The sequence below is a fragment of the Candidatus Williamhamiltonella endosymbiont of Tuberolachnus salignus genome, assembly GCF_964019775.1.
Taxonomy (GTDB): Bacteria; Pseudomonadota; Gammaproteobacteria; order Enterobacterales; family Enterobacteriaceae; genus Hamiltonella; species Hamiltonella defendens.
Map to the genome: position 1 here is coordinate 1,536,104 of NZ_OZ026471.1, position 13,861 is coordinate 1,549,964.

16 protein-coding genes, 1 tRNA gene and 1 pseudogene are annotated in these 13,861 nt (G+C 44.1%); 13 read left to right on the top strand and 5 right to left on the bottom strand.

Features of this window, described 5'->3' with window-relative positions; all coding sequences use genetic code 11:
- Positions 1-10: 10 nt before the first annotated feature.
- Both AACL23_RS07705 and AACL23_RS07710 read right to left on the bottom strand, forming a co-directional pair.
- Positions 11-2,248, bottom strand: a complete 2,238-nt coding sequence (locus tag AACL23_RS07705; protein ID WP_339051028.1) for a VapE domain-containing protein — start codon at positions 2,246-2,248, stop codon at positions 11-13.
- Between the two features lie 3 nt (positions 2,249-2,251).
- The gene (locus AACL23_RS07710) at positions 2,252-2,536 is read right to left on the bottom strand and encodes a helix-turn-helix transcriptional regulator (RefSeq protein ID WP_339051030.1); all 285 of its coding nucleotides are present in this window, start codon (positions 2,534-2,536) and stop codon (positions 2,252-2,254) included.
- Between the two features lie 95 nt (positions 2,537-2,631).
- On the opposite strand from AACL23_RS07710, the gene AACL23_RS07715 reads away from it, so the two are divergent.
- From AACL23_RS07715 to AACL23_RS07730, 4 genes are all read left to right on the top strand, one after another.
- Positions 2,632-3,330, top strand: coding sequence for a S24 family peptidase (locus tag AACL23_RS07715; RefSeq protein ID WP_339051032.1), 699 nt, complete (start codon positions 2,632-2,634; stop codon positions 3,328-3,330).
- Between the two features lie 513 nt (positions 3,331-3,843).
- Positions 3,844-4,767 carry a hypothetical protein gene (locus tag AACL23_RS07720; RefSeq protein ID WP_339051034.1) on the top strand — a complete coding sequence of 308 codons (924 nt, stop codon included), beginning with the start codon at positions 3,844-3,846 and terminating at the stop codon, positions 4,765-4,767.
- Positions 4,739-6,058 carry a DUF2800 domain-containing protein gene (locus AACL23_RS07725; RefSeq protein WP_422389631.1) on the top strand — a complete coding sequence of 440 codons (1,320 nt, stop codon included), beginning with the start codon at positions 4,739-4,741 and terminating at the stop codon, positions 6,056-6,058. Before AACL23_RS07720 ends, AACL23_RS07725 begins: the two co-directional genes overlap by 29 nt.
- A gap of 15 nt (positions 6,059-6,073) precedes the next feature.
- Entirely contained in the window at positions 6,074-6,628 is a 555-nt protein-coding gene (locus AACL23_RS07730) for a DUF2815 family protein (RefSeq protein ID WP_100096565.1), read from the top strand.
- A 270-nt stretch (positions 6,629-6,898) separates the two neighbouring features.
- Here the strand turns inward: AACL23_RS07730 and AACL23_RS07735 are convergent.
- Positions 6,899-6,973, bottom strand: a tRNA-Lys gene (locus AACL23_RS07735).
- Between the two features lie 7 nt (positions 6,974-6,980).
- On the bottom strand, positions 6,981-7,421 hold the full coding sequence (locus AACL23_RS07740; RefSeq protein WP_339051036.1) for a hypothetical protein: 441 nt from the start codon (positions 7,419-7,421) through the stop codon (positions 6,981-6,983).
- 90 nt (positions 7,422-7,511) lie between these two features.
- Here AACL23_RS07740 and AACL23_RS10295 point away from each other — a divergent pair, with 90 nt between their 5' ends.
- The 5 genes from AACL23_RS10295 (at position 7,512) to AACL23_RS07760 (ending at position 10,738) form a co-directional block, all read left to right on the top strand.
- Positions 7,512-7,697 carry a hypothetical protein gene (locus AACL23_RS10295; protein ID WP_407079503.1) on the top strand — a complete coding sequence of 62 codons (186 nt, stop codon included), beginning with the start codon at positions 7,512-7,514 and terminating at the stop codon, positions 7,695-7,697.
- Between the two features lie 36 nt (positions 7,698-7,733).
- The gene (locus tag AACL23_RS10300) at positions 7,734-7,937 is read left to right on the top strand and encodes a hypothetical protein (RefSeq protein ID WP_422389632.1); all 204 of its coding nucleotides are present in this window, start codon (positions 7,734-7,736) and stop codon (positions 7,935-7,937) included.
- Positions 7,938-8,158: 221 nt separating this feature from the next.
- Complete coding sequence (locus AACL23_RS07750; protein WP_339051038.1) at positions 8,159-10,222, top strand: DNA polymerase; 2,064 nt, start codon at positions 8,159-8,161, stop codon at positions 10,220-10,222.
- Between the two features lie 139 nt (positions 10,223-10,361).
- Positions 10,362-10,466: a hypothetical protein gene (locus AACL23_RS07755; RefSeq protein WP_320409951.1), complete on the top strand. Its 105-nt coding sequence runs from the start codon at positions 10,362-10,364 to the stop codon at positions 10,464-10,466.
- Complete coding sequence (locus tag AACL23_RS07760) at positions 10,457-10,738, top strand: VRR-NUC domain-containing protein (protein WP_339051040.1); 282 nt, start codon at positions 10,457-10,459, stop codon at positions 10,736-10,738. The genes AACL23_RS07755 and AACL23_RS07760 overlap by 10 nt, the downstream gene beginning before the upstream one ends.
- Here the strand turns inward: AACL23_RS07760 and AACL23_RS07765 are convergent.
- On the bottom strand, positions 10,686-11,048 hold the full coding sequence (locus tag AACL23_RS07765) for a DUF1640 domain-containing protein (RefSeq protein WP_422389633.1): 363 nt from the start codon (positions 11,046-11,048) through the stop codon (positions 10,686-10,688). The two genes, AACL23_RS07760 and AACL23_RS07765, sit on opposite strands and share 53 nt — an antisense overlap.
- A 107-nt stretch (positions 11,049-11,155) precedes the next feature.
- On the opposite strand from AACL23_RS07765, the gene AACL23_RS07770 reads away from it, so the two are divergent.
- The 4 genes and pseudogenes from AACL23_RS07770 (at position 11,156) to AACL23_RS07785 (ending at position 13,857) form a co-directional block, all read left to right on the top strand.
- On the top strand, positions 11,156-11,959 hold the full coding sequence (locus tag AACL23_RS07770) for a KilA-N domain-containing protein (protein ID WP_339051042.1): 804 nt from the start codon (positions 11,156-11,158) through the stop codon (positions 11,957-11,959).
- Between the two features lie 304 nt (positions 11,960-12,263).
- Positions 12,264-13,043, top strand: coding sequence for a BRO-N domain-containing protein (locus AACL23_RS07775; RefSeq protein ID WP_339051044.1), 780 nt, complete (start codon positions 12,264-12,266; stop codon positions 13,041-13,043).
- Between the two features lie 65 nt (positions 13,044-13,108).
- Positions 13,109-13,408, top strand: a pseudogene (locus AACL23_RS07780) (Rha family transcriptional regulator); the annotation flags it as partial.
- A gap of 50 nt (positions 13,409-13,458) precedes the next feature.
- Positions 13,459-13,857, top strand: a complete 399-nt coding sequence (locus tag AACL23_RS07785; RefSeq protein ID WP_215231439.1) for a hypothetical protein — start codon at positions 13,459-13,461, stop codon at positions 13,855-13,857.
- Positions 13,858-13,861: the final 4 nt, after the last annotated feature.

The following is a 13,861-nucleotide window of genomic DNA, read 5'->3' on the forward strand; positions in this document are numbered from 1 at the left end:
CCTAACGAATTTAGGTCGTTACAGGTTGTTGCAGGTCGTTACGCCTCTCCCAAACCCGACAAACTTTTCCATCAACACGACGCAGAACTTGTTTAAAGTTGCAATTTTGCAAAACATGGCCCATTCGCATTTGTTCCCGTCGCGATATATTTTTCGGTTCAAGGTTCAATGCTTCACGTAAAATATCTGCAGATCGTAAAAATTGCCGTGCCCGTGGTTTTTGTCCGGTCATTAAATCCGGTTCATCTAACCAACGCTCGATAATTTCCTGCCACGCATCTTTGATAAAATACTTTTCATGTACCTGATTAGCCAATTGCTCTGCTTCTTGAAATTGAATACCGGTTTCGTTAAAAACTTCTCGCGCTTCTGCCCAAAGTTGAATGACATCCTTTTTGATACCTTCTACATCCATTTTTCCAACTTCAACGGGCAGCCAACGCCGATTACCGGTTTTATCACCTAAAAATTCATCTTCATTCGTAGTACCAATACTCAATGAGCGTCTGGGAAATTGGGTGGCGAATTCTTTAAACTTGGGGATCCACTTTTCATGTGTCCGCGTGACAAAGGCTTTGATAGATTCCAGTTCTTTGGTATTAAGTCCGCGTAATTCGCTAATTTCTGCCACCAGACAGCCTCGCATCTTACGTGCCAGATCATCATCTTTTTCAGCAAAGGAAATTTCAGTAAAAAAAGTCGGATCAGGGGATAACGCCGCCACGCCAGACGATTTTCCAGAACCTTGCGCACCCACCAAGATCGGCACCATATCCGCTTTGATACCGGGCTTTAACACACGTCCCGCAAGGGCTGTCCACATATAGCGCGATACCGCACGGGTATAAGCGGTATCTTCAGTACCCAAATGGGTATGGTAAAACGTTTCGATACGCGGTATGCCGTCCCATTCGAGGCTTTTTAGCCATTCCATAGCGGAATCAAAGGGGTTTTCATCCGCTGCCAGTAATACCACATCGCGAATTAACTCACGTCCAACCGCTCTAAAGCCTCGCTTTTCCATTGTGATACGCAATCGGGAATAATCGGCATCGGTAAAGGTTTGCCACTCTTTAGTGCCAACAGGGGCAAACATGATCTCATCACGAAAAGTATCAAACCGAATTTCTACACCGACAAAATCGGCGCACATAACCGCTTTAGCCGCGTTGTCAATGGTGGCTTCTATTTGGCCTGACGTTTTATTGCGTTTAAAGATAGGCCATTTTGAATTTTCAGTATTGGTCAGGTCGTCGAACTCATCTACCGTAGCTACCGCAGTTTTCAATCGCTCAGCACCGGGATTTACCCACCCTGCTTTTTGCGCTAAACTGAATATCGCCTGATAACCTGTTCTATCGGCACGTAGTTCAGCCCATTTGGCTTCTGCGGCTTCGATATCACCTTTAGCCGCTGCAGAAGACCAATCAAGCCACATCGTTTTAGCTTCATCTTCAAAGCGTGTGTCTTTGAACCAGGCGAGGCGATTGCCCATATCGACCCATGAAGGGTAATTCTCGGCCTGGTTTAATATTTTCGGATACCATAATGCGGAACGTAAATCTTCAAACGTCTGGTCATTGATATTTTGCAAATCGACTAAACGGGTTAAATCGTCATCAGCATGCTTAATAACAGGCGTATTATCCGAGGCTAATAACGTATCCACATCGATCACCGTGCCTTCAAAACTTTCGTACTTAGCCCCTTCATGAGGCGCAAAAATCATATGCGACGGCTCATAGACAGAGCTGTCCCACTTGATTGCTAAATCACTGAGCCATTCGAAACAATCTATCAACTCCTGTTCAATGCGGGGCCCTAGCTGTTTGTACTCTGATGCAGTCACATCACGGGACAACAGAAAACCAATGCGCCAACGTTGTTCACCCTGAGCAACAGGGTGTTCATGGCTGGCAGTGGTATAAGCGAAACATCGATAAAAACGGAGAATGCCTGTTAGCATGTCCCACGCCGCTAACGTACAACCGTCCATGTCGAGCCATAGCACGCTGCGTTTACCCGCATTAAGGGCATTACGCCCTTTCTTGGCATTTTTCATTGCGCCCCAGATATAATTAAGGGCTTTTTTCTTTTTGTCGAAAATGGCTTTTGGATCGGTGGGACTAATATTAATATGTTTGGTTAATTTTTTTATCGCCCGCTGATACTCGGCAAAAGAGTCAGCAACAGCAGGCCTCGGGCGTTTGTCATTAACACTACGCCCGACGGAATAACTTATTTGCATAGGTTATTTGGCCTTTGACTTATTTAGCCTTGATGTACTAAAAGAATTAGTGGCTAGCTCTAAATACAATTTTTCTAAGGCAACCATGGTAGATATACGCGGATCTTTATTCTTTCCTGTCAGTATTCGGCTTATTGAAGGCTGTTTAATACCCGTATTAGCTTCTATTTCTGATTGAGTTAATCCCTGCGCTAATAATGCCTGGACGATTTCTATAGGTGATTTCTTATACACGGTCTTTCTCCAATTGTTCATTTCCTTTAAGCGTTTAAAAATACCAATTCGCATAAATATTTGCAATGCGAAAGATTTATTTAAATTTAAATATAATATGCGTAAAAGTATATTTTGAATTTTATATAGGATTAAAGGGGAGTAACATAATGGGAATGATGACGGCCAAACTAAATAAAAATATCAAGAAATTAATGGCTGAAAAAGGAGTGAAAAGCGTTGCTGAACTATCACGCCGAATTGGGATGCCACAACCTACACTACATAGAATGTTAAGTGGGGAAGTAAAAAGTCCACGATTAAAAATAATCCAAAAAATCGCGGATTTTTTTAGGGTGGAAGCTAATGAATTGCTATATAAAGATTTAATCACATCACATATTTCTATAGAAAATAAGACAAAAGCATACGAAAGAGTTGAAGTCAAGGCTATTCCATTCAACTTCTGTAAGGTGCCCGTGCTGGGAACAACACAATTGGGGGGAGGGGGATATTGGAATTCTAAAGAATCCTCAGCCGGACATGACTATGGTCATATTATTTGGCCGACTGAAGATCGAGATGCTTTTGCCCTTCGTTGTCAAGGTGAATCCATGATGCCGAGAATTCAACATGGAGAATTCGTGGTTATGGAGCCCAACTATAAGTATAAACCGGGTGATGAGGTTCTCGTTCAAGACGATCACGGCCAGGTTATGGTAAAAACATTTCTGTATCAAAGAGATGATGTTGTTCATCTGCTTTCAATTAACTCCAACCATCCGCCGATACGTCTCGCCGCGTCAACTATTGAAAAAATTATCTATGTAGCGGGTATTGCTAAAGATTCGCTTTACTATAGAGAATAAGTAATCCCTTTTTTAAAACCGCCACCTTATTTAAGGTTTAGCAAAATAAATGCGAAAAATAATTGACTAAGTGTATTTTTCGCATAATACTGGTTATGCGTTTATGAATAAACGCCTTGCTCTTTAACAATTTAGAAAGTCGGAACAGCACAGATTTTTCTGTTGAGACCCCTGCGCATAAAATGCGATGTACCGCCAAACGCGATCCGGTTGGCGAGAAGATTAGCCCCGTTTCGTAAAGAATAACGGTCGTGAAAGGGCAACACTGGCAGAAAAAGAAAGGCAAACGCAAACAACATTAAAACGAAGAAGTGGCTAAATAACCAAGCATCACCCTATCTAACACCCTCCATCGGAAAAAATACTATGCAAAAAGCAAAAATTCTGTCATCGGAGCGATTTCCGATGAATAACCACGTCCGGCGCTTACGCTATTTGAGAAAACTTGACGCGTTAAAACGCAACACCCATTACCCGTTCCCTGTCACTTTATATCGTTGAGGTCGACGCATCATGCTTACCGCAAATACCCCTCTGCTGGCCAGACTGGCAGAAAACCATACGCAAATGCTAATGGCGCATAATCAACTGACCGAAGCCCATACAATGTTAATTAGCCAGCTGGTCGTACAATTTGAACATGACCCGCATGAACCGACAGAGGCAAATAAACCGAAACCCTTTGCGCAGGATGTTAAGCCACAACCCGTTGCACCATCAGTTATCGTTGAGCCTAAAGTAGTCATTGAGCCTGCGCCTGTTGTCGAAGCACACACTAAAGCCGATGACAAGCCAGCACCGTTTGTTGCCGAGAAAAAGGGTAAAGTCGCCAAGGCAGAAACGAAACCTGCTAAAGCCGTTAAACCGATGGTTGAAGACCCTAAAGTAGCCATTGAACCTGAACCGGTTGATATTGAATCGCTTGATTTGCGTCACGTGGTCTCCCTGTCCGTCTTGTTCGGTGATAAAGCAGTTAAACCTGACCATACGCAGGTCGCTAAAGCCAAAGCCACTTTTGCGGCCGAAAAAGCAGATGGCGTTACCGGACAAATTGATGCGCTTTATTGCGCTTTAAACGGCATAAGTAACATTAAAACGCTCTCAAAAACCTCGACTTTTGATTTATGCCTAAAAATGCTGGCCAATTGGGATAATCTCTTTGGTATTACCGAACGTCGAGAATTCGCCTTGTCATTACTGCATGAATTGCCTACGCCGACGGAGGTCAAACCGATTGATTTTAATGCGCTTCGCAGTGAGGCCTCCGCACGCATTACTCAATTGGTCAAAGGCGGATATCGTAACGAAGCGCTGGATATCCTTGCATCCTTCAACGCTAAAAAACTAGGTGATGTTACCGATGATAATTTAGCTCGGTTTATTGAAAAAGCCCAAAGCGTTTTATCCGATGATAAATCAGAGGGTAGCGATGGCTGAACATGCAAAACTTGCCCCCTCCTCAGCGCATAGATGGCTTAAATGCCCTGGCAGTGCCGCATTAGAAGCCACCTTACCCGATAAAACATCGCCGTTTGCTGAAGAAGGCAGCGCGGCGCATGCGTTAGCGGAAAGTATTTTAAAAATACGCCAAAACCCGTTTAGTGACGGGCGTAGACGAACATACGGTTTTGATGCGAAAGAGTATATCGGCACGTATCCGCTGCTAAAAGCCAACTCACCCCAAGTGGATGAAGAGATGATTGAACACGTCCAAACCTATATCGATACCGTCTGGCAACTGGCGAACGGGAAAATGTTACAGGTTGAAGAACGGGTGGACTTTTCAGCGGTCATTGGCGTAGATAATTCGTTTGGCACCGCAGATGCGATTATCGTAAGTAGTGATGAACTACAAATTCATGACCTAAAATATGGTAAAGGCGTTAAAGTGGATGCCCAGAACAATGAGCAGCTCATGCTTTATGCGCTGGGCGCTTTACATCAGTTTGACCTTGTTTATGATTTTAAAACGGTTCGTCTTTTTATTCATCAGCCCAGACTTAACCATCTGTCTGAATGGGCACTGTCAGCTGACGAATTAAAAGACTTTGGCGAACAGGCTAAATCAGGCGCGCAAAAAGCCATGAAGATGGCAACCCTTGCCGAGCGCAGTGGTCTCGATGCCCTACCGGATAGTGCCTTTTCACCAGGCGTCAAGCAATGCCTGTTTTGTAAAGCGAAGGGCGGATTGTGTTTCGCCCAGGCGCAATTCGTCCATAATGAAGTCAAAGGCGATTTTGTCGATTTAACCCAACCGCTGGCACCACAATTAAGCGATGCACCAAAACGCATTACGCTACTAACCCCTGAACAAATGGCAAAACTCTACCCGCATGTCGATTTGATAGAGAGTTTTTGTAAAGCCCTGCGAAATCGGGTCGCCGAGGCATTACATACGGGGCAATCGGTACCTGGCTTTAAACTGGTTACCGGCAAACAGGGTAATCGCACCTGGGGTGATGAACGTGAAGCCGAAACCCTGTTAAAAGGCGCCAAACTTAAACAGGAGCAAATCTACCACAAGAAAATTATCAGCCCACCCCAGGCTGAGAAACTCCTTAAAAAAGACAAACCACATCGATGGGCAAAACTGGAAGCGCTTATTGAGCGAGCAGATGGTAAACCCGTTATCGCACCGGAATCGGACCCAAGACCTGCCATTATTACTAACCCCTTAAACGACTTTGACGATGTGACCGAAGCGGCACTCGTTGATAAATCCATTTAATCAAAAGGTAACTTTATGAAAATCAAATTAAACAACGTACGTCTGGCTTTTCCTGAGTTATTTGAGCCTACGCAAGTCAGTGGTCAAGGGGCGTTCAAATACCGCGCCAATTTTCTTATCCCCAAAAGTCGTACGGACCTGATTGAGGAAATCAAAGCCGGTATCAAACACGTGATTGGCGAAAAATGGGGCAACAAGGATATCGAAAAAATCTATAACAGCATTTGTAATAATCCTAACCGTTTTTGCTTACGCGATGGGGATAGTAAAGAGTACGACGGTTACGCCGGAAACCTGTACCTCAGCGCCAGTAACAAATCCCGCCCATTAGTCATTGACCGTAACACCTCCCCGTTAACCGCACAGGATGGTCGTCCCTACTCTGGCTGCTACGTGAACGCCACCGTTGAATTTTACGGCTATGACAATAACGGTAAAGGGGTTTCAGCCTCATTAAGAGGTGTTCAGTTTTTCAGAGATGGCGATGCTTTCACAGGGGGAGGTGTGGCTTCCGTTGAAGAGTTTGACGACCTGAGCATGGCTGCGGAAGAAGAATTATTGGCCAGCTAACACCCGGGAACCACTGCCGCCTTAAGTGGTTAAATAACTAGGCAGTTAGTCACTCGAGGAGGCTTAAAATGAAATTAGATAACCCGCATCGGTATATTGGTGAAACGATTCTAACCCCAGTAATAACAGCCAATATTTGCTTAACCTGGAACAACAGGGTTATGCCGATGAGGAAACCAAAACATTAATCAATATGATTCGACTACTGGTAGAAGAAAACAAGTACCTAAGAAAAGAGAATAATCTATTGGCTAAAAGCCATCGGGGAGTTGGCGGGCTGTGCAGGACTCAAACCCGAAAGCAATGGGCTAAAAGCCCTCTGCTCTATCGTTAAGCTAACAGCCCAATATCATTATAGCGCAGGCATCAAAAAGGCTTTTACCACCAGAGAAAGGATACCCAAAATACCAGCGCCTAACATCCAGCGTATTAACTTTTGCTCAGCGCGAATACCTGACATCTCAAGTTGCAGGTCTTTGCGAACTAGTGATATTTGAGCATCTGTTTTATCGAAAAGATTAACCATATCCTTGCGGACATCAGCTATTTGAGCATCTGTTTTTTCAAAACGAATAGCCATGTCTTTACGAACATCAGCGATCTCAGCAGATAAGTCTTTACGAACATCAGCAATATTACGCTTAACTTCTGCAATATCCGCTTTAGTCGCTACATCTGCAACCTCATGCGATTTGCGTACTACCAGTGAGATAGCTCTAGCCTTTTCTCTAGAAATACCAGCACTTTCTAGTTCTTCCGATGCTTGTAGTGCATCAAATGCAACCTGACCCATAAGTAATCCTCCCGTGTTTAGGTAAGTATAACGGGTTTAGGGTTCCATCTGCAAAATCTTTCATCAATTTCATTATTGAGGAATTTTCACATGCAAAATTTAATGAATGCACAAAATATCACCCTATCCGGCGGCGAAACGATCGACTCACAACAATTACTGGTCATGGTCAATGAAACACGAAAAGAACACGGCGACCCCCCCCAATTAGAAACAACAAATTTATTGAAAAAATTAAGGATGAGCTTGAAGGAGAGACCTACACAAAAAGTGTAGGTCAAAAAAAACGGCGCTGATATTGAAATTATCCAAATGACGCTTAAACAAGCGCTTCGCGTTGCCGCGCGCGAATCTAAAACCGTTCGCCGCTCGCTGATTGATAAACTGGAGCAGCAAAGTAGACCACAAAGCGCGAATGAAATTATCGCGGCAATGGCACTGGCTAACGTTGCACAGGAGCGTCGATTAAAGAGTATCGAGCACCAGGTTGTACAGGTCTCAGAAGAAAGGGTTTGAGTGATGCGAAATGTCGCCAGTTAGTGATGGCGTGGAATATACCTTATAAAAAAGTGCCTCATGTTGTACCCGGTGGCCCAATTACCTAAATGTCAGTGGTTGATGAAGAAGCCTTTAAAAATGCACTGGATAAAATGATGCTTAGGGCTGAGAAATGCGGCAGTCAGTGGTATCACCCTAAAATGGGGCGTTTTTCTGTTACGGCCTGATAAGGATGGATTATGCAAAATTTACTATTTTGCGATTTAGAAACCTACAGCGATATCCCCATTAATTGTGGCACTCATCGCTACGCTGAAAATGCAGAAATATTACTTTTTGCGTATGCGTACAATCATGCTCCTGTCAAGGTGTGGGATGTGACGCAAGATAAAACAATGCCCGCAGATTTAAAAGCCTATCTTGATGACTCAGAAATCTTAACCGTCTGGCATAATGGCGGTATGTTCGATACGGTCATTTTAAAACGAGTGTTAAATATCGACTTACCCTTATCCCGTGTTCACGATACGCTGGTGCAAGCACTAGCACATGGGCTACCCGGTGCGCTTGGCTTGCTTTGCGATATCTTCAACGTCAATAGCGATAAAGCCAAAGATAAAGAGGGTAAAGCCCTTATCTCTTTATTGTGCAAACCCCGCCCTAAAAATAGCAAAATACAACGCGCTACGGCGTTAACCCATGCAGAGGAATGGCAACGTTTTAAGGATTACGCAGGCTCTGATATTTTAGCCATGCGGGAAATTTATCAACATTTACCCAACTGGAATATGAATGTTGATGAAACCGAACTATGGCAGCTAGACCAAAAAATTAATCGCCGTGGGATGTGTATGGACGTTGAGTTGGCCAAAAGCGCCTTGACCGCCGTTGAAAACGAGCAAAAGCGGCTATCAACTGTTACCCAGCAATTAACGGATAATGCCGTACAAAACGCAACACAACGCGATGCTCTGCTACAACATATCGCTTCTGCATTTGGCATCACGTTACCAGATATGCAGGCCAGTACGCTACAGCGCCGCATTAATGACCCTGATATCCCACCGGCTTTACGCGAACTGCTGTCAGTCCGTCTGCAATCCTGTACAACCAGCACCAGTAAATATAAAGCGCTGTTAAAATCGGTGAGTGCAGATGGACGACTTAGAGGAACTAAGCAATTTTGTGGCGCCTCACGCACCGGACGCTGGGCGGGGCGCGTTTTTCAACCAGATAATCTCCCCAGACCCACGCTTGACCCAAACACCATTGATAACGGGATTGAAGCCTTAAAAGCCGGTTGCGCCGAGCTGATTTGTGATGACATTATGCAACTGACCAGTTCCGCGCTAAGAGGGTGTATTATTGCCCCACCGGGTAAAAAGCTGGTTATCTCGGATTTATCGAATATCGAAGGCCGCATGCTGGCATGGCTGGCAGGGGAAAACTGGAAAGTCAAGTCTTTTAGCGAGTTTGATAACGGCAAAGGTGATGACCTCTATAAACTCGCCTATGCACGCGCGTTTAATCTTTTACCTAAAAACGTCACCAAAGACCAACGGCAAATCGGTAAGGTGATGGAGCTCGGCTTAGGCTATGGTGGAGGCGTTGCGGCATTTCTGACATTCGCCCTCGCCTACGGTCTGGATTTAGATGAACTGGCAGAAGCCGCATTACCTAATATACCGCCTGGCGTTAAACGAGAGGCGATGCGCTGGTATCAAAAATCCGTTGAAACAGATAAAACTTATGGCCTTAGCGAAAAAATCTTTGTTACCTGCGATTCCCTTAAGCGTATGTGGCGCAATGCCCATCCACAAACCGTATCATTCTGGTACGACATTGAAGACGCCGTAAAACAAGCGATTCAGTCACCGGGGATAGCGTTTAAGTGCCGTAAACTTAGCGTCCGGCGCGATAAAAGCTGGCTCAGGATTTGTTTACCATCAGGGCGGAGTCTTTGTTACCCTTCTGCGCGAATAGAGAATGGACAAATCACCTATATGGGGACTAACCCCTATAGTCGTAAATGGGAAAGGCTAAAAACCTACGGGGGGAAAATCACTGAAAATATCTGTCAGGCCGCCGCACGCGATGTCTTGGCATATAACATGCCGCCTATTGAAAAGGCAGGTTATGAGATTGTCCTAACCGTCCATGATGAAATTATCAGCGAAGCCCCCGATACACCCCAATTTTCAGCCGAGGGATTAAGCAAACTCTTAAGTTTTAATTCGGACTGGGCTTGGGATTTACCGCTTAGCGCCAATGGGTTTGAGACTTATCGCTACCGAAAGGAATAAATAACACACAGGATAAAATAAACATCATGGCCTTTAGAAAAAACGACAGCCCCCTTTATTTTAAGGCGGCACAGGATTTCACCTTGAACAATCCGGTCAATACCATGAAGCCGCGCGCGCATGGTCACAGGCAAATCGGCTGGCGCGCAATCGCAATAATCGTATCTGGAGTGAGAACCGCGCCGATTTTTGCCTGATGCAAATTAAACGGGAAAACATAAAAAGGATGTATCCATGCGGTTAATTAGGGAAGACAGCATTGAAAAACACCTGGTGAGTGAAGTGCAAAAAATCGGCGGGATTGCCTATAAATTCGTTTCACCCGGACGACGAGGCGTGCCTGACCGATTAGTCGCCCTGCCCAATGGCAAGATTATTTTTGTGGAGTGTAAAGCACCGGGCGAAAAACCTACCCCTTACCAATTACGCGAACACGCACGGCTTTTTGCCCTGGGCCATCAGGTTATCGTACTGGACAGTCAGGATCTAAGCAGCATCTTACCACCTTATGAGTAGTTGTAGGGTGCCTTTTAACCCGTTTTATAATTAAAGTTACAATCGTTGCCGCTGCACCAACGATAGCTAACATGACACCGCTTAGTTTTATTAAAAGACTATTAGTTAACGCTTCAACATCTTTGCGAACTAGTGTTATTTCAGAAGATAAGTCTTTACGTACATCTTCTACATCTCTTTTGGTCGCTACGTCAGCAACCTCATATGACTTACGTACAGCAATAGAAATTGCTGTTGCCTGCTCTTTTGGCAAGCCTGCATTCTCTAATGTTTCAACAAATTCTTGTGTATCAAATGCAACCTGACTCATACGAAAAATCCTCCCGTGTTTAGGTAAGTATAACGGGGTTTAGGGTTCCATCTGCAAAATCTTTCACATTAATACCTTGATTCGTTTAATTACGGAGAAATATTTTTATGTCTAAATTAGTCGTTATCGAAAATACCATTGTACGCCAAGACGCTTTCGCGCGTTATTGTCTAAATGATCTACACCGGGCAGCAGTTGCGCAATGTAAAGCGACAGAATCTCAGCGGCCATCTGTGTTTCTCAGAAGCGAGGGTATCAGCGCTTTTGTACAAAAAGTAAGCGAAGCATCGCAGAGTGCTTCGGTCAATATCATCAAAGGTGGCCTTGAATCTGGCAGCTGGGCAGTTGAAATTATCGCCATCCGCTATGCAGCATGGATAGACCCCTATTTTGAAGTTCAGGTCTACGAGCGGTTTAGGGATTCGGTAAAAAGCAATAACGGCGTACTTGTCGAAAAAGTACAAGCTGGCTTAGCAATGATCGCTTTTTACAAACAGGAACTACGAATAGCACCTTCTGCTATGTTGGGGGCTATGAAAAAACTGCAATCTTCCCTTGGGATACCGGATATACTACCTGATTACGCTGTTGATACACCAGAAGGGAGTTTAACAGGTTCAAGCGAAGTAACGCACTCTTTTACCGAACTTCTACAATTACATGGCAAACCTTACAGTCCACCATCTGGCTTTAAGCGTCTGCAATTATTAGGTATTGTTGAGCGTAAATCACGTCCAAGTAACAAACATCCTGACAAGGAAAAACTATTCTGGTCACTGACGGAAAAGGGATTACAGTTTGGTAAAAATCTTACTGACCCAAACCATCCCCGTCAAACGCAACCCCATTTCTATGATGGCCAATTTCCTAGGTTATTAGGTGTGATGATGAACGGGATTGCAGCGGCATAATAAAAACATTGACATTTTAAATACCCATTGACGAAAGAAAATCATGCGCTATAGTTTATTTGCATCTGCAAAATCAGATGTCGGGATTGACCTCCTGATGTAACTAACAAGGCGCACAGCACGCCGACAGCGTGTTTTTTTATGCGTCAGTCTGCCATATCAAGAATCAATGGTGGGCTGGATGGGGGAGCCGTAAGGCTCGCCGGGATCCTTGTTAGCCGGTAAGGTCAACCTCGTCCAGTTCACCACCCAAGATTGACCTCAAAGGTGGTGATTATCCTTAAATAACAAGGAAATCATTACTATGACTACTTTAATTTTCCGTAATACTGTTCTTGAAACTATTTTCCATAACAGAGAAATTTGGTTTACTTCTGCTGAACTTGCTAGAGCACTGGAATATACAGAAACGGATGCAGTAACAAAAATTTTCAATCGCAATAAAGATGAGTTTTCCGAATGTATGACAACGACGGTCAATTTGGGCGTCGTTAGAAAAACGGGAACGGTTAGAATGCCAGTTCGCATCTTTTCTCTAAGAGGTGCACACCTAATCGCTATGTTTGCCCGTACACATATAGCAAAAGAATTCAGAAAATGGGTGCTGGATATCCTTGATAAGCAAACAGTTAACCAAACCGCTAACTTTACACCAAAATACCAACCCCAACCAAAATCCGTAGAGCGTTTTACCCATTCGGATACTCGAAATCTAACGCATTTAGTCTGGTGCATGACAAATGGCTTTCGGTTTGAACAGTCATGGACTAGAGCGGTGTGGCTGGCGCTACGTGAAGTGACGGGCACACCCTCCCCTGAGCGTTTTCAGGTAGAGCATATACCGTTAATGACTGATGAGTGCAGACGCATTTACTATATCACTGAGACATTGCGCCAAATCATCAATGACGCAGAAAAGCAGGCGATTAAGCGAATTTTACGCAAGCGTGAGAATATCGATACCGTATTAGCGGAGATCAAACAGCTTTTTGATCATTTCCACCATCAACAAATCGGGATAATCACCGAGCACACCGATCACTGGTACGAAGGTGAATTGACCCACTTCCTAGAACGTCACTAATTAATTTTAACGCCCCTTTTTGCAGGGGCAATATTTTATCAATTTCATTATTGAGGAATTTTTACATGCAAAATTTAATAACTTTCCAAAGTTTAACTATGTCAAGTATAGAGATTGCGGAACTGGTCAACAAACGTCACGACAACGTAAAACGGACTATTGAAACATTGGCTAAGAGTGAGATTATTCTCAACTTTCTCAGATTGAGGAAGTTGAGAATAAACAATCAAATAGCCCAAATCGCTTTACTGAAGTTTTTATTTTTGAAGGAGAACAAGGTAAACGTGACAGCATTATTGTTGTTGCTCAACTTTGCCCTGAATTTACGGCTTGCCTGGTTGATCGTTGGCAAGAACTGGAACAGAAATTAACCCCCCCTTCATTACCCACTAACTACATTGAAGCGCTTGAAACCTTGGTTATCTCAGAAAAGGAAAAGGCTGTTATTACTGACCAGAGAGATGAAGCTATCCGTACCAAATCCCATATTAGTCGCAAAAGGGAAGCCACTGCACTCCAACGTAATTCAGCCTACCAGCGCATTGCTAATCGTGCGATACGAGAGCGTGAAAAAATGGCCGCCCGATTTGGCGCAAGTAAAGAATGGGCTTCTCAACAGGCAGTGTGGAGAGCGACGGGAAAAATGTTTGGCTGGAAAGTGTTAAATGCCTGGCTCGACAAACACGATATTTATGACGCACTCACCTCGGGATACCCAACCTGTTTCAATCCTGACCAAAACTGCCGTGAAGTGATTTATCCGAGGGAGGCGTGGCTTGAAATACACGGTATCGATATCGCTGAATTATTTTAAAACA